Annotated in this window: 26 protein-coding genes; 12 read left to right on the forward strand and 14 right to left on the reverse strand. The window is 40.0% G+C overall.

Annotated elements, in window-relative coordinates; all coding sequences use genetic code 11:
• Positions 1–3 precede the first annotated feature (3 nt).
• From hisG to G6W41_RS04645, 5 genes are read right to left on the reverse strand one after another with little or no spacing between them, the layout of a single operon-like run.
• The gene (gene hisG, locus G6W41_RS04625) at positions 4–618 is read right to left on the reverse strand and encodes an ATP phosphoribosyltransferase (protein WP_194170766.1); all 615 of its coding nucleotides are present in this window, start codon (positions 616–618) and stop codon (positions 4–6) included.
• Complete coding sequence (locus tag G6W41_RS04630) at positions 615–1,244, reverse strand: type III pantothenate kinase (protein ID WP_194170767.1); 630 nt, start codon at positions 1,242–1,244, stop codon at positions 615–617. The genes hisG and G6W41_RS04630 overlap by 4 nt, the downstream gene beginning before the upstream one ends.
• Positions 1,231–1,563: a hypothetical protein gene (locus G6W41_RS04635; RefSeq protein WP_194170768.1), complete on the reverse strand. Its 333-nt coding sequence runs from the start codon at positions 1,561–1,563 to the stop codon at positions 1,231–1,233. Before G6W41_RS04635 ends, G6W41_RS04630 begins: the two co-directional genes overlap by 14 nt.
• Positions 1,560–2,567, reverse strand: coding sequence for an L-seryl-tRNA selenium transferase (locus G6W41_RS04640; RefSeq protein WP_103644796.1), 1,008 nt, complete (start codon positions 2,565–2,567; stop codon positions 1,560–1,562). The genes G6W41_RS04635 and G6W41_RS04640 overlap by 4 nt, the downstream gene beginning before the upstream one ends.
• Positions 2,567–3,130, reverse strand: coding sequence for a hypothetical protein (locus G6W41_RS04645; protein WP_103569119.1), 564 nt, complete (start codon positions 3,128–3,130; stop codon positions 2,567–2,569). The genes G6W41_RS04640 and G6W41_RS04645 overlap by 1 nt, the downstream gene beginning before the upstream one ends.
• Positions 3,131–3,254: 124 nt before the next feature.
• Here G6W41_RS04645 and gatC point away from each other — a divergent pair, with 124 nt between their 5' ends.
• Genes gatC through G6W41_RS04695 form a run of 10 tightly spaced genes read left to right on the forward strand, consistent with a single transcriptional unit; the run spans position 3,255 to position 11,372 of the window.
• Positions 3,255–3,542 carry an Asp-tRNA(Asn)/Glu-tRNA(Gln) amidotransferase subunit GatC gene (gene gatC, locus G6W41_RS04650; RefSeq protein ID WP_002941258.1) on the forward strand — a complete coding sequence of 96 codons (288 nt, stop codon included), beginning with the start codon at positions 3,255–3,257 and terminating at the stop codon, positions 3,540–3,542.
• Positions 3,543–3,545: 3 nt separating this feature from the next.
• Positions 3,546–4,679, forward strand: a complete 1,134-nt coding sequence (locus G6W41_RS04655; RefSeq protein WP_196779811.1) for a type IV pilus twitching motility protein PilT — start codon at positions 3,546–3,548, stop codon at positions 4,677–4,679.
• The gene (locus G6W41_RS04660) at positions 4,679–5,296 is read left to right on the forward strand and encodes a CvpA family protein (protein ID WP_194170809.1); all 618 of its coding nucleotides are present in this window, start codon (positions 4,679–4,681) and stop codon (positions 5,294–5,296) included. The genes G6W41_RS04655 and G6W41_RS04660 overlap by 1 nt, the downstream gene beginning before the upstream one ends.
• A complete protein-coding gene (locus G6W41_RS04665; protein ID WP_002941362.1) occupies positions 5,293–5,760 on the forward strand; it encodes a Fur family transcriptional regulator in 468 nt (155 codons plus the stop codon). Before G6W41_RS04660 ends, G6W41_RS04665 begins: the two co-directional genes overlap by 4 nt.
• A gap of 4 nt (positions 5,761–5,764) precedes the next feature.
• The gene (gene lysS / locus G6W41_RS04670) at positions 5,765–7,273 is read left to right on the forward strand and encodes a lysine--tRNA ligase (RefSeq protein ID WP_322621693.1); all 1,509 of its coding nucleotides are present in this window, start codon (positions 5,765–5,767) and stop codon (positions 7,271–7,273) included.
• Positions 7,270–8,514 (forward strand): serine hydroxymethyltransferase, encoded by a 1,245-nt coding sequence (locus G6W41_RS04675; protein WP_194170769.1) that lies wholly within the window; start codon positions 7,270–7,272, stop codon positions 8,512–8,514. The genes lysS and G6W41_RS04675 overlap by 4 nt, the downstream gene beginning before the upstream one ends.
• Positions 8,514–9,056, forward strand: a complete 543-nt coding sequence (locus G6W41_RS04680) for a DUF1882 domain-containing protein (protein ID WP_002941307.1) — start codon at positions 8,514–8,516, stop codon at positions 9,054–9,056. Before G6W41_RS04675 ends, G6W41_RS04680 begins: the two co-directional genes overlap by 1 nt.
• A gap of 9 nt (positions 9,057–9,065) precedes the next feature.
• Positions 9,066–9,959 carry an SPOR domain-containing protein gene (locus G6W41_RS04685; RefSeq protein ID WP_194170770.1) on the forward strand — a complete coding sequence of 298 codons (894 nt, stop codon included), beginning with the start codon at positions 9,066–9,068 and terminating at the stop codon, positions 9,957–9,959.
• Complete coding sequence (locus G6W41_RS04690; RefSeq protein ID WP_021085045.1) at positions 9,956–10,744, forward strand: shikimate dehydrogenase; 789 nt, start codon at positions 9,956–9,958, stop codon at positions 10,742–10,744. The genes G6W41_RS04685 and G6W41_RS04690 overlap by 4 nt, the downstream gene beginning before the upstream one ends.
• Before the next feature lie 49 nt (positions 10,745–10,793).
• Positions 10,794–11,372 (forward strand): hypothetical protein, encoded by a 579-nt coding sequence (locus tag G6W41_RS04695; RefSeq protein ID WP_194170771.1) that lies wholly within the window; start codon positions 10,794–10,796, stop codon positions 11,370–11,372.
• Positions 11,373–11,431: 59 nt separating this feature from the next.
• On the opposite strand, the gene G6W41_RS04700 is transcribed toward G6W41_RS04695, so the two are convergent.
• The 7 genes from G6W41_RS04700 to gltX all read right to left on the reverse strand — a co-directional run bounded on the left by G6W41_RS04700 (position 11,432) and on the right by gltX (position 18,365).
• Complete coding sequence (locus tag G6W41_RS04700; protein WP_103573127.1) at positions 11,432–13,267, reverse strand: aryl-sulfate sulfotransferase; 1,836 nt, start codon at positions 13,265–13,267, stop codon at positions 11,432–11,434.
• A 295-nt stretch (positions 13,268–13,562) separates the two neighbouring features.
• On the reverse strand, positions 13,563–14,237 hold the full coding sequence (locus G6W41_RS04705) for an MqnA/MqnD/SBP family protein (protein WP_194170772.1): 675 nt from the start codon (positions 14,235–14,237) through the stop codon (positions 13,563–13,565).
• A complete protein-coding gene (locus G6W41_RS04710) occupies positions 14,234–14,506 on the reverse strand; it encodes a barstar family protein (RefSeq protein ID WP_194170773.1) in 273 nt (90 codons plus the stop codon). The genes G6W41_RS04705 and G6W41_RS04710 overlap by 4 nt, the downstream gene beginning before the upstream one ends.
• Positions 14,503–15,009 (reverse strand): ribonuclease domain-containing protein, encoded by a 507-nt coding sequence (locus G6W41_RS04715; protein WP_194170774.1) that lies wholly within the window; start codon positions 15,007–15,009, stop codon positions 14,503–14,505. The genes G6W41_RS04710 and G6W41_RS04715 overlap by 4 nt, the downstream gene beginning before the upstream one ends.
• Positions 15,010–15,018: 9 nt before the next feature.
• Positions 15,019–15,645 (reverse strand): uracil phosphoribosyltransferase, encoded by a 627-nt coding sequence (upp, locus tag G6W41_RS04720; protein WP_004317747.1) that lies wholly within the window; start codon positions 15,643–15,645, stop codon positions 15,019–15,021.
• Between the two features lie 90 nt (positions 15,646–15,735).
• A complete protein-coding gene (locus tag G6W41_RS04725; protein WP_194170775.1) occupies positions 15,736–16,989 on the reverse strand; it encodes a malic enzyme-like NAD(P)-binding protein in 1,254 nt (417 codons plus the stop codon).
• Complete coding sequence (gene gltX, locus G6W41_RS04730; protein WP_012140345.1) at positions 16,986–18,365, reverse strand: glutamate--tRNA ligase; 1,380 nt, start codon at positions 18,363–18,365, stop codon at positions 16,986–16,988. Before gltX ends, G6W41_RS04725 begins: the two co-directional genes overlap by 4 nt.
• Positions 18,366–18,435: 70 nt before the next feature.
• On the opposite strand from gltX, the gene G6W41_RS04735 reads away from it, so the two are divergent.
• Positions 18,436–19,266, forward strand: a complete 831-nt coding sequence (locus tag G6W41_RS04735; RefSeq protein WP_021084537.1) for a peptidylprolyl isomerase — start codon at positions 18,436–18,438, stop codon at positions 19,264–19,266.
• Between the two features lie 594 nt (positions 19,267–19,860).
• Positions 19,861–20,082 (forward strand): hypothetical protein, encoded by a 222-nt coding sequence (locus G6W41_RS04740; RefSeq protein WP_188116271.1) that lies wholly within the window; start codon positions 19,861–19,863, stop codon positions 20,080–20,082.
• A 48-nt stretch (positions 20,083–20,130) separates the two neighbouring features.
• Here the strand turns inward: G6W41_RS04740 and dapE are convergent, their stop codons facing one another.
• Positions 20,131–21,222: a succinyl-diaminopimelate desuccinylase gene (gene dapE, locus G6W41_RS04745; RefSeq protein ID WP_194170776.1), complete on the reverse strand. Its 1,092-nt coding sequence runs from the start codon at positions 21,220–21,222 to the stop codon at positions 20,131–20,133.
• The gene (locus G6W41_RS04750) at positions 21,222–23,132 is read right to left on the reverse strand and encodes an EAL domain-containing protein (protein WP_194170777.1); all 1,911 of its coding nucleotides are present in this window, start codon (positions 23,130–23,132) and stop codon (positions 21,222–21,224) included. The genes dapE and G6W41_RS04750 overlap by 1 nt, the downstream gene beginning before the upstream one ends.
• Positions 23,133–23,189 lie beyond the last annotated feature (57 nt).

The raw sequence follows: 23,189 nt of genomic DNA on the forward strand, positions 1-23,189 counted from the left end.
ATTTTACTTTGAAATTTCATCTTTTATCTTTTGATAAAGCTCCAAAATTTCATCTTTTTTAATGATAAAACTATTTTTATTTGCGATCAGATAGGCTGAGCTTTGCATGATGTCGCCAGCCACTTTTAGCCCATTTTGCTTCATGGTTGAGCCAGTCTCGACCACATCGACGATCGCGTCGCTTAGCCCAACAAGTGGCGCTAGCTCGATCGAGCCATATAGTTTGATGATCTTCACGCCAACGGCAAGCTTTGCAAAGTAATTTCTAGTGATATTTGGCATTTTTGTAGCGATCTTTAGCTCAGACCTTAAAAAATCAAGCTCATCTTCGTTTTTTATGCCGATGCAGACCTTGCACTTGCCTATTTGCAGATCAAGTAGCCTTACTACATTTGGCTTATGCTCTTCAAGCACGTCAAGACCGACCACACCGATATCCGCCGCGCCTTCGGTGACGTAAGTTGGTATGTCTTGGTTGCGAACCATTAAAAATCTAAAATTTCCCTCTTCAAGGATGAGTTTTCTATCCTCAAACATAAAGCTCGAACCAAAAATTTTTCTAAAAATTTCAAGTGTATCTTCTGCGATCCTGCCCTTTGGCAAGGCTACTGTTATCATTTTAAAATATCCTTTTTCTCATCGATTATTTTTTGCATGGCACGAAAGATCAGCATCTTGTCGCAAATGGCATTTTTAAAAAATTTAGACAAAAAGTCACCATCTCCGCCAGTAAAATAGACTTTTTTGCTGCCTGCTAATTTTGAAATAAGCGTGATAATGGGCTTTATGATGCCATAACTCACAGCGTCGCTCGTCTTTTGAGGCAACGCATCGATATCTATTTGCGAATTTAGCGTCACATCAAGGCGTGGCGAGATGCTTTTATAGGCATTTAACATAGTTGCGATGCCTGGCAAGATGTAGCCGCCAAGATGAAGTGAGCTTGCCATTATATCGACGGTTATGGCACTTCCGGCATCTACTATAACGCCATCATTTATCATATAGCACCCTGCTTTTCTATCTACTCCAAGACCTTGATAGATCGTGTCTATCTCAAAGTAAGGCTCTAAATTTACAAACATTTCGTCATTATCTATCATGCGCAAAATTTCTTCATTTACGCAGATAAAATAGACCTTTTCGTTTGGTTTATAGTTCTTAAATTCACTAACTTTTATGTGTGTGATCTTGCCATTTTGTAAAAAAGAGGCGTTGGTGTTGCCGATATCACACAAAATCATAACAGCTCCAGCCTTCTTCTTTGAAGTAGTTTAGGGATTTTGAGCAAATTTGAGAGTTGTAAAAGATAACACGTTTTTTGATCTTGGTTTGAAATTTCTCTTCAAATTTAGTACAAATTTCATTTATCTCGCTGGCTTCTTTGAGCAAAAGTCTGCTCTTTGCACTTCTTAAAAAAACGATCTCGTAGAAATTTTTTGTATCAACACCAAAAAACGCCTCAAGCGAGCGTTTCTTGGTAAATTCGCTAAGATCAAGCCTTTTTATATCCCTTAGCAATATCTTTTTAGCTTCAAAAAGCTCCCAAATTTTTTGGTTCATTGCCCTAGATTAACATACTCGTTATCGTAGTAAAATGCGCCATTTCCCATGAAGCTTTTATCTTTTATCTCGTCGCTAAACTCATAAATTTCAGCTCCGCTAAGATCTAAATTTGTCTTTATAACATAGCCTGTTTTTTCGATGACATAGAGCTTATTATTGATGATAGTAGCCGCTGAAAAGATAGCAAATTTGAAATTTACCTTATTTTGCTCTTTTAGCATGAGGTCTGTTCTTACTATCGTGCCATCTTTTTTAAAGATGTAAATTTCATCGTTATGAACTAGCACGTCTTTGATCTCACCGTCATAATAAACTGTCTGGCTTGGGTTGATGACGATTAGTTTTTTGGCTGTTGCTGCGATTAGATTATCGCCTTCAACGCCTAAAAATATGATGTTGTTAAAGAAATTTTCAGAGCTTACGACAACGTCGCGTAAAATTCTACCAGTCTCTTTTTGCACGATGTAAATTTTACCATCAAGCGCTGGATAGACGATGAGTGAGCTCATGAAGTAAGGCGCCACAACTCTTGAGTCAACCGCTGCGATGTCAGAAGAGCTATACTCCATTAGTGTCGTAGCAGTGCTTATATCGATTAGATAGATGTGGTTTGATGCGCTGATAGCTGCAAGCTGGTTTTGATCAAGTGAGGCTGCTACGATCGCAGTTGGGAATTTACCACTATAAACGCTGTGGCCGCTAGGATCAGTCACGTTTAGGTCGCCATTTATGCTAGCTGAGATGACAAAGCCGTTGTTTTCGTTTAAGAAGTTGAAATTTTCAGGCAAGGTAACGCTTTTGTTTAACCCATTTTTCGTGATGATGTTGCCATTATCCAGCGTTGCGCCATTTGCATTTGCTGATTTGATGTAAGAAGGAAGATCTTTTGATAAAGATATCTCGCCAGAAGTTTGCGCAGGCTCAAAATATTGTCTTTTTGTGCCGCATCCGCTTAGAACTAAAGCCAAGGCAAAAGCCAAGAATAGTGTAAGTTTTTTCATTATTTTATTCCCTGATAGTGTTTTAAATTTTTAACTAAAGTTTGTAGTTGCGAGTCAAGCGCGATCTTGTCAAATTCCACATTTGCCTCTTTGATTTTATTTTGTTTTAAAAGCTCAAAACCTTTTAAAAGTGCGTTATATTCGCTTAAAATTTGAGTATTTGCATCGCCAGTTTGCGAAAGAATGATATCTTTTACGATCGGATTTACTTTTAAATTTGCAAGCTCACTAATGCCCTTTGTATCGTTTTTATCGAGCATTTGTCCAAGTGAAAAAAGTGCATACATATTTGGCTCTTTCTCCTTTAAAACATTTAAAGCGCTTGCGTCATTTGGATTTAAGATAAGCTTTGAATAGGCTAAATTTGCCTCCTCAACTCTGTTGTCGTTTAAAACCTTACTAGCGTAAAATCCGATGAGTGCGACGATAGCTGCCACGCAGAGCACGATCAGCAAAGTTTTGTATTTCCTAAAAAAACGCTCTCCCTTTATCATACTCTCAAGAAACTGCTCTTGGGCGTCGATCTCTTTTTTTATCTCGGTTAAGTCTTCTTTTATAGCCAACGTTTTTCCTTGCTTTTGAAAAATTTTAATTCGCAGATTTTAGCATAATTAAATTAAAAGTAGCCCAAAATTAAAGCTTGAATGTGATATAATGCCTCAAAATCAATTAAAAGGTTGCTTAATAATGCAAATAGACGACACTCTCTTAAATAAACTAGAAAAACTCTCCGCATTACAAATTAATGATGAAAAAAGAGAAGAGATCAAGAAGCAATTAAGTGAAATCGTATCTTTTGTCGATGTTTTAAACGAGCTTGATCTAAGCAGCGATGAGGCCGTAGTTAGTTCTATAAAAGGTGGCACTCCATTAAGAGAAGATGAGCCACATTTAAGTAACGTTGTCGATGAAATTTTAAAGCACGCCCCTTCACGCGAGGGACACTTCTTTGCCGTGCCAAAGATCATAGAGTAAAATATGGATCTAATCGAACAACTAAGAGCGCAAAGCTCGGATGCCCAAACCAAAGCATCAGAGAGCAATCTCTCTGGTGACATCCAAACGCTTCTAAAAACCGTTGTTTTCAATAAAGCTAGTGACCTCCACCTAGTCTCGAGGTCTGAGCCTCAAATAAGGATAGATGGCACTTTAAGGCCGCTTGAATTTGGCGTGCTAAGCGGCAAAGATATAGAAAATTTATGCTACGCTCTGATCACTGACGCCCAAAAAAGCGAGCTTGAAAATAATAAAGAGCTTGACTTTGCCATAGAGCTTCCAAATATCGGTCGCTTTCGTGGCAACTACTACTACACGATGAATGGCGATCTAGCCGCAGCTTTTCGTATCATACCTATCGACATCCCTTCGCTTGATGATCTAAATGCGCCACAAATTTTTAAATATATCATCAAACGAGAAAAGGGCCTTATCCTGGTTACTGGACCAACAGGTAGTGGTAAATCAACGACGCTTGCTGCGATGCTTAATGAGATAAATTTAAATTATAGAAAGCATATCATCACCGTTGAAGACCCAGTCGAGTTTGTGCACAACAACAAAAAAGCCCTATTTTCACATAGAAATGTTGGCACCGACACGCACTCTTACTCAAAAGCACTAAAATTTGCACTTCGTGAAGACCCAGATATCATACTTGTTGGCGAGATGAGAGACAAAGAGACGGTCTCTACGGCTATAGGGGCAGCTGAGACTGGACACCTAGTCTTTGGCACTCTTCACACAAACTCAGCCATACAAACTATAAATAGGATCGTTGATAGCTTTGATGGAAGCGAGCAGCTTCAAGTAAGAAATATGCTTAGCGTTTCGCTAACTGCTGTCATCTCACAAAGTTTGATACCAAAAATAGGCGGCGGAAGGTGCGCTGTGCATGAAATTTTGATAAATAATATGGCGATATCAAACTTGATACGTGAAAACAAAGTGCATCAAATTTACTCTCAAATGCAGCTAAATCAGCAACAAACCGGTATGAGCACACAGACTCAAGCCCTGATGAAAGCGCTAAAAGAGGGCTTGATCACAAAAGAAAACGCGCTAGCCTACTCAACTAGCCAGCAAGAACTTCAAAATTTAATAGGAACTGTATGATGGATTTAGTAACTTGGTTTGACATTATCGTCATCGCCCTTGTCCTGATACTTGGTGTAAAAGGCATAATAAATGGGCTTATAAAAGAGGCATTTGGGCTTATCGGGCTAATAGGTGGCCTAGTTGTCGCTAGTAGATTTTCAGATGTAGCTGAGAGCTTCATAAGTAAAAATATCTATAAATTTGAAAATCCTTCATTTTTACAATTTGTCGCATTTATCGGACTTTGGCTAGTCTTTTGGCTAGTTTGTCTGCTAGTTGGCAAATTTTTATCAAAGATAGTTTCAGTAAGCGGACTTGGCTTTTTAGACAGGCTTGGCGGATTTGTCATGGGAAGTGGCAAAATTTTCCTCACATTTTCAGCAGTCGTTGCCGTAATGTCAGGCACTTCGCTAAATAAAATGATCGAGCCATACTTCACAAATAGCAAGGTCTATCCGCTCCTGCTTGAAACTGGTAGATGGATAACAAATATCGATGTGAAAAACATCAAAAATGAGCTAGATGAGATGGTAGTAAGACCAAAGGATACAAACAAGAGTGATGCATTCATCTCAATGGATGCAAATGCGAGCACAAACACCAACACAAACGTCACTAAAGGGGAAGAAAAATGATAGAAAATTTAGAATATGATGCCTTGCTTGAGAAATTTAAAAGAGTTCTTCGCGACAACGGTTTAAAATATACAAAACAGCGTGAAATTTTACTAAAAACGCTTTATAACAACGACGAGCACTTTACGCCAGAGAGGCTATATCTTTTCATAAAAGAGACCTATCCTGAGCTAAATATCGGCATCGCAACTGTTTATAGGACGCTAAATTTACTAGAAGAATCAGAGATGGTAACATCTATCAGCTTTGGCTCACAAGGCAAGAAATTTGAGCTTGCCACAAAGCCACACCACGACCACATGATATGCAGAAAGTGCGGTCTTATCATAGAATTTGAAGATCCTATGATAGAAAAAAGGCAAATAAGTATCGCAAAAGAGCATGGCTTTAAACTAACTGGTCACATGATGCAGCTTTATGGAATTTGCGAAAAATGTTCAAAAAATAATATAAAGGGAAAGTAAGGTGATATTTGACAACCAACATGAAATTCAAAGATTAGAAAGCATAGATGAGCTTAGAAATTTAGGCATAAATCCATATCCACATTTTCTTAGAAGAGATATGAATATCTCTAAATTTAGACTTAAATTTAACTATATAAAAGATACTGAAGAGAAAAAAGCAGAGGGGCAGCTAGTTGGTCTTGCAGGCAGGATAAAGCTGATCCGTGACGCTGGTAAAGCGGTCTTTGCAAACATCGAAGACGAAAATGGAAATTTACAAATTTATTTTAGCAACAAGACGCTTGATCCAGAGTGGTTTAAAATCGTTAAAAAATATGTAGAAATAGGCGACATCGTCTATGTTAGAGGCTACGCTTTTATAACAAGAACTGGCGAATTTTCAATGCATGTAAATGAGCTTAGCTTAGCTACAAAATCGATCAGTCCGCTTCCAGAGAAGTACCACGGGCTAGTTGATGTTGAGACAAGATACCGCCAAAGATACCTTGATATGATAATGAACCCTGAAGTTAGGGCTGATTTTAAAAAGCGCTCGGTGATCATTAGCACGATTAGAAGATTTTTTGAAGAAAAGGGCTTTTTAGAGGTTGAAACTCCGATGCTGCACCCAATAGCTGGCGGCGCAAATGCAAAACCATTTGTGACATTTCACAACGCCCTTGGAGTTGAGAGATACCTAAGAATCGCTCCCGAGCTATATCTAAAACGTCTTGTAGTTGGCGGTTTTGAAGCTGTTTATGAGATGAATAGAAACTTTAGAAACGAGGGTATGGATCTAACCCATAACCCTGAATTTACAAGCATAGAGTTTTACTGGGCATATCACAACTACCACGATCTAATGGGCATCACAGAGGATCTGTTTAATGTCATTTTAGAAAAACTTGGCATGGAGAAAGTGATAAATTTTGATGGTATGGAGATTGATTTTAGCAAGCCATTTAAACGCATAAGCTATAAAAAAGCCTTAGTTGAGATAGGCGGACTTGCTGAAGATATCGTAAGCGATAAGGCTAAAATTTTAGCAAAACTAAGGGCTGATGGCTTTGAAGCAAACGAAAAGCTCGACCTTGGCCACTTACAGGCTGAACTCTTTGACAACTACGTAGAGAGCAAGCTCATCCACCCAACTTTTGTCATCGACTATCCGATCTCTATAAGCCCACTTTCAAGAAGAAGCGATACAAATCCTGATGTGGCAGAGAGATTTGAGCTATTTATCGCTGGTCGTGAGCTAGCAAATGGCTTTAACGAGCTAAATGATCCAATCGATCAATACAACCGCTTTAAAGCGCAAATCGATGCTAAAAACGCAGGCGATGACGAGGCGCACGAGATGGATGAAGACTATGTAAAAGCCCTAGGATACGGCATGCCACCAGTTGCAGGCGAGGGCATAGGCATAGATAGACTTGTGATGCTTCTAACAGATAAAAAATCAATCCGCGACGTTGTTCTCTTCCCAGCGATGAGACCACTAAAAACTGAGACAAAGGAGAATGAAAAATGAGTTTGCAAAGCTACGATAAAGAAATTTTTGACCTAGTAAATTTAGAGCTAAAACGCCAGTGCGACCACCTAGAGATGATCGCTAGTGAAAATTTCACTTATCCAGATGTTATGGAGGTGATGGGCTCAATCCTAACAAACAAATACGCTGAAGGCTACCCTGGCAAAAGATACTATGGTGGTTGTGAATTTGTCGATGAGATCGAGCAAATCGCGATCGATAGATGTAAAGAGCTCTTTGGATGCGAATTTGCAAACGTTCAACCAAACTCAGGCTCTCAGGCAAACCAAGGCGTTTATGGTGCTTTGCTTAATCCAGGCGATAAAATTTTAGGTATGGATCTAAGCCACGGCGGACACCTAACTCACGGCGCAAAGGTAAGCAGCTCTGGCAAGATGTATGAGAGCTTCTTTTATGGCGTCGAGCTTGATGGTCGCATAAACTACGATAGAGTTATGGATATCGCAAAGATAGTAAAACCAAAAATGATCGTTTGTGGCGCAAGCGCATACACAAGAGAGATCGAGTTTAAGAAATTTAGAGAGATAGCTGATGCTGTTGGCGCGATACTCTTTGCAGACGTTGCTCACATCGCTGGTCTTGTAGTAGCCGGTGAGCATCAAAATCCTTTCCCGCACTGCGACGTCGTAAGCTCAACTACGCATAAAACTCTAAGAGGCCCAAGAGGTGGCATCATCATGACAAACAACGAAGAGTATGCTAAAAAGATAAACTCTTCTATATTCCCAGGCATCCAAGGCGGCCCACTAGTTCATGTCATCGCCGCAAAGGCAGTTGGCTTTAAGCACAACCTTAGTCCTGAGTGGAAAATTTACGCCAAACAAGTAAAAGCAAACGCTAAGAAACTTGGCGAAGTGCTAATAAGCAGAGGCTTTGATCTAGTAAGTGGCGGCACTGATAACCACCTAATCCTAATGAGCTTTTTAAACCGCGAATTTAGCGGAAAAGACGCAGACATCGCTCTTGGAAATGCTGGCATAACTGTAAATAAAAACACAGTCCCAGGTGAGACAAGAAGCCCGTTTATCACAAGCGGCATACGTGTAGGCAGCCCAGCCCTTACAGCTCGTGGTATGAAAGAGGCTGAGTTTGAGCTAATAGCAAACAAGATCGCTGACGTGCTAAGCGACATAAACAACGCATCTTTACAAGAGAAGACAAAAGCCGAACTACTCGATCTTGCTCATAAATTTATAATCTACGATAAAGCGACATTTTGATGCAAAGTATTGATACATCTCTTATAAAGATAATAACGACCCACTACTACATCAAACGTGACACGATCGTCAATAAGATAGAGTATAAGGGTAAAATTTTCTTTGATAAATTTGAAAAGATCAACGAACCACTGACTTATAGTGTCATGAAAGAGCATGAGGAGGGCAAAGCTATAATCGCCCACTCGCTGATTAATGCAAGTGATAAGGTCGAAAATATAGTCTTTGACTACAACGGCAGAACTCCAGATAGGTTTTGGCATAGAGCTCAGCTTCTTTTAAGAGAAGAAGGCTTTATAAATTTCACAGCCTACGAGACCAAGACGCCGGGACATTTGCACCTTTATGTGCATAAAGGTCACACTACACTAAATGAGGCTTGCACGCTTGCAAATATGCTAAGCGCAAAGCTCTCACAAAAGTTAGCCAAAGAGTGGAGAATGTTCCCTAATCAAGATATGCCAAAAGAATTTAACATTCTAACTTTGCCATATAACCTCTATCAAAAAGAGCGTGGGGCAAGTTGGTCAAAATATATGTAAGGAGAAATAATGGAAAACGAAGAGTTAAAAGATATACTTTTAGAAAAAGATGATGAGGCAAAGGGTGCAAAACTAAAGAAACTTCTTATGTTTATAGCAGCTCTTGTTATACTTTTTTTAATCATCATCGTAGCCATGAAGCTTATAAACTCAAGCGACTCAACACAAGCACAAAATGAAGCTGACTCAAGACTAGTTCTGCCTCCAGTGCCAGCAGAGCAGCCAGTCGATACGCAGGTACCTGCACAAGACACAAATTCAGATGTTAAAAAAGGCGATACACAACTTTTCGAGCAAGTGCCTATCGTGCCTGAAAACAAGCAACAAGATGATTTTGAAGATATGATCAAAAAGCTAAAAGATAAAGAAGGTGCAAAATCAGCTCTTAAAACTGAAGAGCCAAAAGAGGTAGTAAAAGCTGTCGAGCATCCAGCTGAAGCACCTAAAAAAGCTGAGACAAAGGTAGAGGCTCCAGCTAAAAAAGCTGAAACAAAAAGCGAAGCTAAAGCAGATAAAAAGCCTGAAGCAAAGCCAGCCAAAACTGAGGTAAAAACAGAGAAAAAAGCTGAAACTAAGCCCGAGAAAAAAGCTGAAACAAAGGTAGAGAAAAAGGCTGAAACTCCTGCAAAAGCAGAAAAAGTAGAGAAAAAAGCTGAAGCTCCAGCAAAGGCTGAGAGCGTCGCAAAAGGCTCTTATGTTCAAGTATTTGCGACTAGTAAATTTAACCCAAATGCCGACTATATGAAAAAAATAGCAGCCAAAGGCTATAGCTACAAGACTATAAAAGCTGGCGAGCTAACTAAAATTTTAGTTGGTCCATTTGATGAAAAAGGGCTACAAAAAGCTGTAAATGACATAAGAAAAGATGTCAATAAAGACGCTTTTGTCTTTAGAGCAAAATGAAAACCTTCGCAGTTTTTGGAGATCCGATAGCTCACTCGGTATCTCCAAGACTACACAACAAAGCCATTGCCGATCTAGCTCTTGATGCCCTTTACACAAGGGTCTTGCTAAAAGATGGCAATGAGCTAATCAATAAATTTAAATCCCTAAAACTAAACGGTGCAAATGTCACACTCCCACATAAAGAATTTGCTCTAAATTTAGCCGACGACGCCTCAGAGGCAGCCCAAAAAATAGGCTCTGCAAACACTTTAGTGCTAAAAAATGAGAAAATTTATGCCTACAACACTGACGCACCTGGTTTTTTAAAAGCGATATCAAATTTCAAAGAGGCAAAAAGCGCCATCATCCTTGGAGCTGGAGGCACCGCAAATGCCCTAGCCTACGCACTTAGATCGCAAAACATAGATGTTTGCATACTAAATAGAAGCAAGGCAAGACTTGATAAATTTAAAGATCACTATGAGTGCTTTAGCTGGGATGATTATAAAGAGCATAAATTTGATCTAGTGGTAAATTCGACCTCAGCAGGGCTAAAAGATGACCTTTTGCCAGCACCAAAAGAGATTTTAGATGGCATTTTAAAAAGCGCTAAATTTGCATTTGATGTTATTTACGGCAAGCAAACGCCATTTTTAAAAGAGGCAAAAAGGCAAAATTTAGCATGCAAAGACGGAGCTGATATGCTCTTGTACCAAGCGGTCTTGGCGTTAAATTTATTTTATAATGGCAGCCTCGATGAGAAAAAGATAGAAATTTCTATGCGAGAGGCTTTGAGTTTATAAGGCTTGCAAGACCGTATCGTTTAAAATCAAAATGGATAAATCATCAAGCTTGATAAATAAGGCCCTAAAGCTTAGCGATATAAATTTTAACTCCTTTAGCCACTCTAAAAACTGGATAGGCTTTTTTGAGATAGAGGATGAAAACTGGGCTTCTGGCATAGATACCGCACTAAAGCTATTTGATAAATATTTTAATAAATTTAAAAATGAAGCATTTGTCATAAGCGCCTTAAACTACGACGATACTAACTTGAGCGATGGAACGCTTGAAGTAAAAACTTTGCACGATAAATTTAAAAAGTTAGGCATCTTGCAAGAGCCAAATGAGCACTTTGATCTTGGTTTAAATAGTGAGATTTTACTGCCTGCCATCTGCCTTAGGATAGATGCTTTGAGATTTGATGAGATCAAAGATCTAGCTAAACTACTCATGCTCTATACATACTCCTTAAACGAGTGGTGCTTTTTCATCTTTCCAAGCCTAAATTTAGCGCTTTATCCGCATGATGAGAGAGGTTTTGGATGTATCGGACTAAATGACGATACAAAAAATGGATTAAATTTTCTAGAGTTTTGTAAAAGAGAGAAAAATGCAAAGGTTATTTTAAAAGAGCAAAATACCAACTAAATTTTAAGATCACACAAAACTAAAAAGCCCTCCCTTGCCGAAGCAAAGGAGGAAAAAATTTATTTCTCAAACGCTTTTTGCAAGCTAAACGGAAACGCTTGATAGCCCATAGCATTTGTCATCTTTATCTCGATGCTAGGCTCTTTTGCGCCCCACTCAAACTCATCGATGTGTGGGCTAGGAAGTCCTACTGGGCGACCTTTTGCGATGTCAAACTGCATGCCAGCAACAGCTGAATAGACCATCACGCTATCAAGGTCATCTTGATACTGCGTAAGGCTAGTAACTGAGCTATACCACTCTTTGCCACGCTCTTTGCCGTACTCCCAGATCTGCTCAACGGTCTTTTTGTTCTCATCGATCTTATAAACGACCGCACGAGAGTACTTCATGCCAGCGATGGCTGGTTGCTCCATGCCCCTTGTGTCGCCGTTGTCAAAGACACTTAGATAAATTTCGCCTTTTTTAGACTTGCTATCTATCCTAAATGCCGTGTGCTGCGTCCATTGCCAGTCAAAGCCACCTTTGTCGCTCTCGTATCCTGGGCATTTTGAGTACTCATCTTCGCAGACTATCTTGTTGCCTTTGCTATCGACTGGCTGAAGAAGCTTATCTTTAAATTTATCGCTCCAGCCCTTGTGAGCTCCCATGATCCATTTTACTTGTTTATCACGGCCGATCTTGATAACTGCATCTTGGTGGCGGCTTGAGATGATGATGCTATCATCGCTTGGGTCGTAATCCACGCTATTTACGTGTGCCCAGTTGCGTCCTGGACCAGCGCCAACTATGTCGCCCCATTTATCGTGCGTATCCATAGACTGAAGCTCATCAGAGCTTGCTGTGTGGCCTGCTTTTTTAGCGTCGATGTTTAAGCAAACTGCGCCTTGATCAAGTGTTTTTAGCACGATATCGCGGTAAGGGTCGAGGATTTCATATAGTCTAAAGTCATCAACTACGTTGCCGTCGCGGTCAAGCTCAACGATGACGTCGCGCACTGTTCTTACGTTTTTGCCATCAGCCCTTTTGTAGTCGGCATTTGCCACACGCAAGAAGTAGTGTCCGTTTTGTGCTACGTCCATTGAGTGAGAGAAGTCGTTGTAGCTAGCTGGTAGCTCGCGGTTGAAAATTTCTCTACCCATGATGTCGTATTTTGCGTATCTTTGGCCGTATCCCCAAGTCATCGCGCCGTCGTCATTTTGCTTAAAACCCATCATAACGCCAGCGTGAAATGGCTGTTTTAGGTCGTAAATTTTGCTTGGCTCAAGGTACCATCTAACCTCGCCTTTTGTATCAAGGATGAAGTTATTTGGGCTGTAGTTCCACTCGATCGCACCGCCAGCTGGGTTGTTCCAAACGACTTTTGTGCCCTTGCCTGTTTTATTTACAAAGTTATTTACATAGTAGAGGCGGTTTGCAAATTTAGCGCTTGCTGGCTTAGTAACCTCGATCTTGTCAAATAGTGCGCCCTTTTGATTTGGCGTGCCAGCACTCTCTAGGTAGATAGCTGGGGCGTAAATTTTATAGCTCTCTTTTATATGCTCAGTCTTGCCCTTGTAGCTCTTGTCATACTCGACCTCAACGGTGTTTTGATAGTCAGGATACATGCCAAAAACTGGGATGCCGCCATGTGTGCGAAGATGCTTGTCAGCCACTTTGTAGCTTATCACCTGACCGCCTTGCTTCGGCACGATAGTGACCTTAGCGTTGCTTAGTGTGTAGCCGCCATTTTTGATAACTGCTGTAAGTGGCGCTGTGTCGTATGGATTTACCACTACTTCGCCGATCTGCCCAGTGATAGCGTAGTCAAGTTTAGCTCCGCTTGGACCGCCTATCGCAAAAGCGCTCGAGCAAAGCACAGAGGCTAGTGCAACACAACTCAAAGTCTTTTTCATAACATCTCCTTTAGATAAATTTTATAAACTCTACTCATAAAGCTTATAAAATTTAGAAAAAGCCTTGGCAAAAACCAAGGCCTCAATCAGTAAAAGGAATAACAAAAATGATTTGCTTTGTGTGTAATTGTAGTAAATCTTTATAACATAAATTTCACGCTAAAGTTAATACTAGCTTAAAATTTAAAAATATATTTAAAATTTATTAAATAGCGTATCGAGCCTCGTTATCTTCGCCATTTATAATGTCAAATATAATAAAAAATGATGCTAGCAAATTTACCTAGTCTTATTACTACTTTACCTCTCTTAAAAACCTATGTTCTTTAAAAAATTTTCGGAGTGATTTTTGCTCTTTTGGACCGATCTTGTAGCTTATAAATTTAAGATACCACTTGATATCTTGCTCGCTTATGTCACGGCTTTTAGCATACTGGGCTAAGATATAGTTTGGGATCTTTACGTTTTTTTGCAAAAATTTTGCGACTAGCCTTTTGTAAAACGAACCATTTTTTACGTAAGAAAATCTACCAAAAACAAATGGCAAATTTGTCTGTTCGTGCCAAATTTGACCAAGGTCGTAAAAGCACTCTTTGCCCTCGCTTAAGTATGCCTTTAGCGCCCTGTCGCCTATGATCACCTCGCCATTTAGACCAAGCACCTTGGCTAGGGCGTTTGAGCTAGCTGAGGCAGGATCTGGCTTTGGAGCTGAGTTTTTGCGCACAAGCACGCTTTTGACATCTTTTTTGGCGACTATCCCAAAATTTAGCTTCTTTAAATTTGCCTTTTTGCTGGCTATGCTTGAGATCACCGCAGCGTCGATCTTTCTGGCGTTTAGGGCTCTGTTTAGCTTGCTTGGCACGCCCTTTTTAAACTCGATCGCCTTTTTTATCTGAGAGCTTAGTGGGGCTGATTTTAAAAAAACGTGAAATGGGAGTAAATTTAGATAATCAATCTTTCCAAATATCATTTTTCATCTTTTACAAGCTCAAATTTAACTAGCGCGTTTTCACTGCAAACATCACGAAATAGCTGGGTTAAGCTCTCTTTTGTGCCATTATCCAAAGCACTTTCATTTTTTAGCTTTATAAGCGTTGGCTCATTTATCTCGCAAAGGCAGTCAAAGAGTGCGTCTAAATTTTTGCCGTAGTGTTCTGGTAGGTCAAATTTCTTCGCCAAATACTCATGCATCTTCTCTTTTTCGACCATCTTTTTGGCATCTAAGATCACGCTTTTCATTGCATCCTCTTCTCATAAAGCAGGTAAAAATGCTCGTAGTGATCGGGCGTGTAGTAGATAAGCCCGTCGTTTGAATATAAAATTCTCTCAGCGCCGCGCCTGCCACCATTGTAATTTACATCGCACTCAAACCACTTTCTACCATCAGCCTCAGGCAGCCTCTTTTCTCTATTAGAAAATCTATCTCCACCGATGCTTTTGCCGCCGCTTATCTGCCATAAATTTCCGCTTTTTGCGTCCCAGCCAAGTTCAAGTGCCTCTTTTTTAGTTATGAAATTCTTTGGTAACTTGTTAAATTTATAGATATAAAGTGCGACCTCATCTTTTGAGATGTATGAGCCGTTTTCTGCGAGGCTCTGGCTCTTTTGTCCCTCTTTGTTTAGCTGCTCAAGTAAAATTTGAGCGTTTTTATTTGCCTCGCCGCCCTCTTTTGAAAAAAAGAAAGTACCGATGATGATAGCAATGACAAAGGCGACTAGAGCTGGCAAAAGTCTTTTGTTCAAATTTAGCCCTTAAAGTGTGTTAAAAACTCTATCGCCAGCATCACCAAGACCTGGAACGATATAGTTTTTCTCGTTTAGTTTCTCATCGATTGAAGCCGTATAGACCTCGACGTCTGGGTAAATTTCGCTAAATCTCTTTAGCCCCTCAGGTGCGGCGATGATAGAGATAAATTTGATCTCTTTAACACCCTTTTCACGCAAGAACTTAACCGCGTCTATCGCCGTGCCGCCGGTCGCAAACATAGGGTCTATGATGATCGCCATGCGCTCTTTTGCGTCTTTTGGAAGCTTTGCGTAGAAAAACTCAGCCTGCGCTGTCTCTTCGTTTCGTTGAAAGCCCAAAAATCCCACACTCGCATCTGGTATGATGGTAAAGACGCTATCAAGCATACCAAGAGCAGCCCTTAAGATAGGGCATATCATCACCTTTGTAGTTAGCCTTTTTGCGTCTGCCACCGCAACTGGTGTTTGGACTTTGACATCTTTTACCTTTAAATTTCTAGTCGCCTCAAAGATCATAAGGTAGCTGATCTCATCAACTAGCATGCGAAACTGAAAAGGCTGGGTGTTTTTATCACGTAAGATTGTTAATTTATGCTCGATCAATGGGTGTGAGATGAGCTTCACGTTTTGCATTTTTTGTCCTTAAATTTACTGTTTTTACAAGGTTTGTCTTTTACAAAATGCCAAGAGGAGAATTTAGCCCAAAATTTGGGCTAAATTTGATTAAAAACCTTTTGCAAGTTTAGCTTTGTAAGCCTCAACATCAAACTCTTTTACTCTCGCTACGCCATCTTCAACTGCGGCTTTTGCAACTGCTGGAGCGACCGCTGTTAGCACGCGCTTGTCAAATGGTTTTGGGATGATGTACTCTTTGCCAAATTTTAGCTCGCTAACACCACTTGCTTTTAAAACTTCAGCTGGCACTGGCTCTTTTGCAAGCTGTGCAAGTGCTTTAGCTGCAGCCATTTTCATATTTTCAGTGATCTTTTTAGCCCTAACATCAAGCGCGCCTCTAAAGATAAATGGAAAGCCCAAAACGTTATTTACTTGGTTAGGATAGTCGCTTCTGCCTGTGCCCATCATAACGTCATCTCTTACAGCTACGACGTCCTCTGGGAAAATTTCAGGCACTGGGTTTGCCAAAGCGAAGATGATAGGCTCTTTGTTCATCGACGCAACCATCTCTTTTGTCACAACACCAGGCTTAGAAAGACCTAAAAACATATCAGCGCCTTTCATCGCATCAGCCAAAGTCCTATCCTCGGTCTCAAGCGCAAATTCAACCTTCTCTGGAGTTAGGTCTGTTCTTTTTGAGTGGATAACGCCTTTGCTATCTATCATCACGATGTGTTTTGCGCCAAGTGCTTTATACATCTTTGCGCAAGCGATGCCAGCTGCACCAGCGCCGCTAACTACGATCTTTATCTTAGATATATCTTTGCCAGAAATTTCCATCGCATTTATAATGCCAGCGCTTGTTATCATCGCTGTGCCGTGCTGATCGTCGTGCATGACTGGGATATCGACTGCTTCTTGAAGCTTTCTTTCGATCTCAAAGCACTTTGGAGCGCGGATATCTTCTAAATTTATACCACCAAATGTAGGAGCTAGAGCTTTGCAAATCTCAACGATCTTATCAGGATCATGCTCGTCTAGCTCGATGTCAAAGGCATCAACGTTTGCAAATTTCTTAAATAGCACCGCCTTGCCCTCCATAACTGGCTTACCAGCGATAGCACCGATGTCGCCAAGTCCAAGAACAGCCGTGCCATCGGTGATGACAGCTACTAAATTTGCTTTATTTGTATATTTATAAGCTAGTTCAGTGTCTGTATTTATCTCACGGCATGGCTCAGCAACGCCTGGTGTATAGGCCATTGAAAGGTCTCTTGAAGTCTCGCAAGGTGTCTTTACTCTGATCTCGATCTTACCGCCTATGTGGTAGTTTAGCGCCTCTTCTTTAGTTACATGTGTCATTTCTCTTCCTTTAATAAATTTTGTATTCTGTTTTTGATCTCGTTGCTGCCTACTACTTCAAGCACCTCAAATATACTTGGGCTCACGCTTGAGCCAGTTAGCGCTATCCTTAGGGCCTGAGCTAGGTCTTTTAGTTTTAAGCCATTTTGCTCTAAAAATTTATTAGTTAGCTCCTCATAGCCCTTTGCGTCAAGGTCACGGTCTAAAATTTGAGCAAATTTCGCCAAAATTTCTTTGCTATTTTCATTTATAAATTTAGCCCAAGCTTTCTCGTCGTAGCTTTTTGGAGCGTTAATGATCGCATTTGCGCTGTTTGCCATCTCAATTAGTGTCTTTGACCTCTCACGGAGAGAATTTAGCAGTAGCTCACCCTTTACCAAAGCCTTAAAATCCACGCCAAATTCAAGCATATCATGCGCTAGCCTCTCGTAAGGCAAAGTTTTTATATAGTGAGAATTTAGCCAGTCAAGCTTTTGAGCGTTATAGGTGCTTGAGCTTTTGTTGATATCGTTTGGATTGAAGTATTTAAGCATATCCTCGATAGTAAAAATCTCATCATCGCCGTGACTCCAGCCAAGACGAACGAGAAAATTTAAGAGTGCTTCAGGCAAGTAGCCCATCTTTTTATACTCCATAACGTCAGTCGCACCATGCCTTTTGCTAAGCTTTTTGCCGTCCTCTCCGTTTATCATAGCAACGTGATAAAATTTTGGCACCTTAAAGCCAAGCGCCTCGTAAAGAACGATCTGTTTTGGGGTATTTGAGAGGTGATCATCGCCGCGGATAACGTCTGTTACGCCCATTAGTGCATCGTCTATCACAACTGTGAAGTTATATGTCGGTGTGCCGTCGCTTCTTGCGATGATGAAGTCATCTAAGATATCTTCAACCTTAAATTTAACCTCGCCCTTGATGCCGTCATGTATGACGATCTCGCCGCTAAGCGGGGCTTTTATACGGATGACTGGCTCGATACCAGCTGGAGGCGTGCCAGTAAAATCTCTATATCTATTATCATATTTTGGGCGCTCTTTTCTAGCCTCTTGGCTAGCTCTAAGCTCCTCAAGCTCCTCTTTGCTCATGTAGCATTTGTAGGCTTTGCCCTCATCAAGCAGCTTTTTAACGTACTCTTTATAAAGATCAAATCTCTTTGACTGATAGGTCACTTCGCCGTCGTGATCTAGCTTGCACCAAGCAAATGCCTCTTTTATGGCTTGCGTGGCCTCTTCTGAGTTTCGTTTTAAGTCAGTATCTTCGATGCGGAGCAGAAATTTTCCATTGTTAGCTCTTGCGTATAAATAATTATAAAGAGCTGTCCTAAGTCCGCCTATATGTAGGTATCCAGTAGGCGACGGAGCAAATCTAGTAACTATCATTTTGTGCCTTATTTTTATGTTATAATTGCCCAAAATTATATTTACTAAATACTTAAATAAAGGTTTCATTATGAAAAAATTGCTCTTTTTGGCTGCTGGCGTGTTAAGTGCCTTAAATTTATATTCAGCTCAGATGATAAACGGCATCGCAGCTATCGTGGAGAACGAGCCTATCACGCTTTACGAGGTTTATAGTTTGAAGGAACAGCTAAAAACAACAGAGCAGGACGCTTTAAATTTGCTTATCAGAGATAGGCTTGAAGATGCACAGATAAAAAACTTAAATTTAAGCGTGACACCTTTTGAGTTAAACGACAGGATCGAAGCGATCGCAAAGCAAAATGGTATGACAAATTCGCAATTTAGAAGCTCTATCCAAGCTCAAGGCATGGACTTTTTGGACTTTAAAAACAACTTAGAGCACAAGATGCTTCAAGAAAAGCTTTATAAAAGCATAGCTGCTGAGGCTGGCAAAAATATAAATGAGCAAAAAGCAAAGGCGTATTTTGACGCTAATCCTGATAAATTTAAGGTCTTTAGCACCGCTAGAGTCGTAGTTTATAGAGCAAAAGACCCTGATCTGCTTGAAGCTCAAAAGACAAGTCCAAAGCTACTAGACGGCGTGCAAACACAAGAGGTGAGTTTGGACTATCAAAGCATAGATCCAAGACTTGCTGCGATCATCTCAAGCACAAATAATGGCGACTACACACAGCCTTTGCAAGGACCTGATAGCTTTGATATGTTTTTAGTAAAAGAGAAGATCGGCTCATATACACCAAGCTTTGCTGATGTAAAAGATAACGTTATAAACGAGCTTTACCAAGGCGAGCAAGAAAAATTAATGAGTGATTACTTCGAAAAACTCCGCGCAAAAGCAAAAATTCAAATCCTAAGATAACTTCAAATTTAGCCACTTTGGTGGCTAAATTTCTCTAAAATTTAAATTTAAAATTTATAAGCAAAAACCTGCAAAAGCAGTCAAATTTAATTACGATTTTTAGTGAAAAATCCAATGTAAATAGCGTAGATGTAAGGGCTACTACAGCTTAAGGAGCAAAAAGTGTGATGCCAGCTCCTGAGCTTGCTAAGATAAAGTTATGACTTATAGCAGCACCTGCGCCCATGCCTAAAACAAAAAGAGCTAAACTTCAAAGTCAAATTTGTATTGATTTAGCACTAAATTTGTGATGCTTGCGCAGATGATAATAGAGAGATGCCATAAAACATCAAAAGTCACGCTCGAAAATTTTACTGATAGCTCCCACTGAGCAAAATTTACTTCTTTGCAAAATGCGCCATTTTCGCCAAGTTTTAATAAGTGCTATCAAAAGTAAAATAGCAATAATTGGTAGCAAAAGTCCTATCGCCTTTGCAGTGTATTTGCTACTTTTTTGGGCGTGGGATCATCTAAAATACGGCAAATTTGTAGGTATAACTCGCGCCTTATCTCTAAAATTCGTAGTATATCAGCCTGCCAGTTGGGCTTGCTAAGATGAATATTTTTAGTTCTTGCCTATTTACCACGCTTAATGCTAGGGTTTGGTGTGCTGTTTTGCTTGGAGTTGGCTACTTTCTAGACTCAAATCCTGACAAACAGGCGCTTCTAATAATAACGATCACCATTTTAGCGGTGGTTGCGGTAATAAGCGCGGTCTATATAATGAAGCAGTTTCGCTCTCAGGTAAAATGTAGCTGTTTTTTAAATTTATCTTAGAAAAGCCAGAAAAGACGATTAAATTTAACTATTTGATGACAAATGAGATTAGTAAAAATTTTCTATCAGGTCTTTAAAAACTTCATAAAGTTTATTTATTTCATCAACGCTAACTCGTTCGTTTTTGGCGTGTATGCGGTCGTTTATGACGCCAAATTCTATCGCATCTACACCAAATTCAGCAAAGTGCCTTGCATCGCTTGTGCCGCCCTTTGTATTTAAAAGTGGTGCAGCACCTGTGATCTTTGTGACAGATGCCATTAAATTTCTTACGATTTTGCTATCTTTGTTGGTTAAAAATCTCTTCGAGCTTTGCTTTATGCTAAGCTCGTAACTAAGCCCATCTAAAACGCTTCTAAGATAGCTCTCAACGTCATTTACATCGGTTAAATTTGAGTTTCTAACGTTAAACATTATGCTAAGCTCGCTTGGCGTGACGTTGCAAACCTGCATGCCACCACGAATGTCCGTCACCACGATCTTACTTGGGCTAAAAAACTCGCTCCCTCCGTCCATATCGTGGTCAGCTATCTTGCTTAATAGTGGAGCTATTAAATTTACTGGATTTACACATTTTTCTGGGTATGCCACGTGACCTTGAACGCCCTTTATCACGATCTTGCCATTTATCGAGCCACGTCTGCCGACCTTTATACTATCACCAAATTTCTTATCACAAGTTGGCTCAGCCACGACGCAAAATTTGGGTAGATCCCCTATCTCACGCAGATACTCAAGTGCCAAAGGTGTGCCGTAAGTGCCATCGCCCTCTTCGTCACTTGTTAAGATGAGGCTTAACCTGCCATCAAATTTAGCCTCTTTGCACGCACAAACAAAGGCAGCCACGCCGCTTTTCATATCCTGCGCGCCCCTTGCGTAGATGTAGCCATCTTTTTCTAGTGGTGTAAATGGCTCGCTCTCCCAGCCATCACCTGGCGGCACGACATCAACGTGTCCTGCAAAGGCTAGATGTTCGCCGTCTCCATAAATTTTAGAAAGTATGAGATTTTTTGTGCCGTTTTTTTCTATAAATTTAGCCTCAAAATCAGGCAAAAATTTAGCGATAAACTCCAAACTCCCAGCATCATCTGGCGTGATAGAGCAAAAGCTTAAAAGCTCTTTTAAAAAACCAACTACCACTAAAACGCCTTTTTAGAAGGAAGTCCCAAGTAAAATCCCTGGAATTCGTCGATGCCTATCTCCTTACAGACGTTAAAGATTTCTTTAGAATGAACATACTCCGCGATCGTTTTTATGCCAAGATCCTTTGCAAATGCCACGATCGCGCTTGCGATGGCGTATGAGTCTTTATTGATATCGATATCTTTGATGATAGAGCCATCGATCTTCACGTAGTCTGGCTTGATCTTTATGATGTAAGAGAAATTTGAGTAGCCAGAGCCAAAGTCGTCGATCGCTATCATAGCGCCCATGCTCTTTGCACGCTCAACAAAGACTGAGACGCGCTCAGCGCTCTTTAGCTCCTCGTCTTCGACTATCTCAAAAACTATCCTGCCAGCGACATTGTGCTTGTTTAGTAAATTTAAAACAAGTGCGCTAACGTCGCCATCTATCATATCTCGGCTGCTTAAATTTATAGAAAGAACCAAATTTGGGTCCTCTATCAAGTGGTCAAAACACTTCTTAATGAGCTGTTTTTCAAGGTCTGCGTAACGCTTGATACGCTTTGAGATATCCAAAAACACACTTGGCGAGATGACGTCGTCGCGGTCTAAAATTCTTATTAAGCATTCATATTTTATAGGGATCTTTTTCTCGTCAAATATCGGCTGAAAATACGGCACAATGTTGTCATTTATCGTAGCGTTTTGGATAAGCTTTGAGCGCTCGATCTGATTTGCGTATTCATCTTTTTGACTTAGCCCTTTAAAGTAGCAAACATAGTCTTTATCAAGCGTCTTAGCTGATTTTAACGCGATGGTTGCCTTTCTTAAAGTCTGGTCGCTATCAAGCGCAAAGCCTATGGTGTTGTGAATTTCTATATCATCGACCTCTACGCCATTTTCATCTTTTATGCTAAGCATCCTGCCTTTAAAGATATCTAGTAAATTTTCAGCAAGCTCTTCGTATCTGTCGATAAAGTCGTTATTATCTTCGACCAAAGCAAATCTGTCCGCCTCGATACAATAAGCCTTCATATTCTCATTTTTTGCAAATTCTTTGATGAGATTTGCCATCTGTTTTAGTATCTGGTCGCACACGTATTTGCCGTAGTAGTCGTTCATCTTGCCAAAATCATCTATATCCATAAGTATCACTTTTGGATATTTATACTCGCTCACATCTTTTATGAGTGCTGCCTTGTTAAAAAGTCCAGTCATCGGATCGATATATAGCTTCTCTTGTAGCTGGGCGATCTTAGTAGTGCTCTCTTCTTTTACTTTTAGATAGTCAAATTTGATGTTTAGATACTTAAATACAAACCAAAGACAGACCGCAAGCCCTAAAAATAGACCAATCGAGCTTAAGATCAAAGTGACAGCCATGTTTTTCATCAGCCACTGAAAATAAAATTCATCGCTAGTGCCAGTTATCCTTTGATCGATATGCGCTTTAAAGCCTAAAATATATTCATTTACTGCGACAAACATACATACTTTGGCGCTGTTTTCTGGCAAAATTTCAGCCCAAAAATAATCCTTTTGAAAATCATGTGAGTAGATGTCGCCACAGCTCTTGTCTTCGTAGTCTTTATTTACGAGGTTTTTGTCTGACGATGCCTCTATCTTAAAGCCATTTTTACCATTTTCTTTTAGCAAAAAGACATCACCAAAGGCGGCATTGCTTATGTAATTTTGAAAATCTAAGACACTAAATTTACTTATATTTTTAAAGTAATTCACATATTGATCTGTTAGATACTCAGTCTTTTTTTTGAGGCCAAAGTTGTTTGTAGAGAGTGCGTTATTGTATTTATACGAATAGACGATTAAATTTTCAGTTACAAAGAAAGCAAAAAGCAAAACCACGACCAAAGCGACTATTTTTACCGTACTAAAGTGCTTTTTTTGCGATTCGTCACCTGGCATAAAGTTTAAACTTCCTTTCTTAAATTTAAATTTTTCTACTGGATTATATCCAAGCTA

This window comes from Campylobacter concisus (assembly GCF_015230035.1).
Taxonomy (GTDB): Bacteria; Campylobacterota; Campylobacteria; order Campylobacterales; family Campylobacteraceae; genus Campylobacter_A; species Campylobacter_A concisus_BK.

Coding starts and splice junctions, on each gene's coding strand:
- G6W41_RS04675 (WP_194170769.1), top strand. CDS start 7,270: ATGAGTTTGCAAAGCTACGATAAAGAAATTTTTGACCTAGTAAATTTA.
- upp (WP_004317747.1), bottom strand. CDS start 15,645: ATGCAAAACGTGAAGCTCATCTCACACCCATTGATCGAGCATAAATTA.
- G6W41_RS04690 (WP_021085045.1), top strand. CDS start 9,956: ATGAAAACCTTCGCAGTTTTTGGAGATCCGATAGCTCACTCGGTATCT.
- G6W41_RS04680 (WP_002941307.1), top strand. CDS start 8,514: ATGCAAAGTATTGATACATCTCTTATAAAGATAATAACGACCCACTAC.
- gltX (WP_012140345.1), bottom strand. CDS start 18,365: ATGATAGTTACTAGATTTGCTCCGTCGCCTACTGGATACCTACATATA.
- G6W41_RS04710 (WP_194170773.1), bottom strand. CDS start 14,506: ATGAAAAGCGTGATCTTAGATGCCAAAAAGATGGTCGAAAAAGAGAAG.
- G6W41_RS04655 (WP_196779811.1), top strand. CDS start 3,546: ATGGATCTAATCGAACAACTAAGAGCGCAAAGCTCGGATGCCCAAACC.
- gatC (WP_002941258.1), top strand. CDS start 3,255: ATGCAAATAGACGACACTCTCTTAAATAAACTAGAAAAACTCTCCGCA.
- G6W41_RS04635 (WP_194170768.1), bottom strand. CDS start 1,563: ATGAACCAAAAAATTTGGGAGCTTTTTGAAGCTAAAAAGATATTGCTA.
- G6W41_RS04705 (WP_194170772.1), bottom strand. CDS start 14,237: ATGATATTTGGAAAGATTGATTATCTAAATTTACTCCCATTTCACGTT.
- G6W41_RS04665 (WP_002941362.1), top strand. CDS start 5,293: ATGATAGAAAATTTAGAATATGATGCCTTGCTTGAGAAATTTAAAAGA.
- hisG (WP_194170766.1), bottom strand. CDS start 618: ATGATAACAGTAGCCTTGCCAAAGGGCAGGATCGCAGAAGATACACTT.
- G6W41_RS04740 (WP_188116271.1), top strand. CDS start 19,861: ATGAATATTTTTAGTTCTTGCCTATTTACCACGCTTAATGCTAGGGTT.
- G6W41_RS04640 (WP_103644796.1), bottom strand. CDS start 2,567: ATGAAAAAACTTACACTATTCTTGGCTTTTGCCTTGGCTTTAGTTCTA.
- G6W41_RS04735 (WP_021084537.1), top strand. CDS start 18,436: ATGAAAAAATTGCTCTTTTTGGCTGCTGGCGTGTTAAGTGCCTTAAAT.
- G6W41_RS04750 (WP_194170777.1), bottom strand. CDS start 23,132: ATGCCAGGTGACGAATCGCAAAAAAAGCACTTTAGTACGGTAAAAATA.
- G6W41_RS04660 (WP_194170809.1), top strand. CDS start 4,679: ATGGATTTAGTAACTTGGTTTGACATTATCGTCATCGCCCTTGTCCTG.
- G6W41_RS04700 (WP_103573127.1), bottom strand. CDS start 13,267: ATGAAAAAGACTTTGAGTTGTGTTGCACTAGCCTCTGTGCTTTGCTCG.
- G6W41_RS04725 (WP_194170775.1), bottom strand. CDS start 16,989: ATGACACATGTAACTAAAGAAGAGGCGCTAAACTACCACATAGGCGGT.
- G6W41_RS04685 (WP_194170770.1), top strand. CDS start 9,066: ATGGAAAACGAAGAGTTAAAAGATATACTTTTAGAAAAAGATGATGAG.
- G6W41_RS04630 (WP_194170767.1), bottom strand. CDS start 1,244: ATGATTTTGTGTGATATCGGCAACACCAACGCCTCTTTTTTACAAAAT.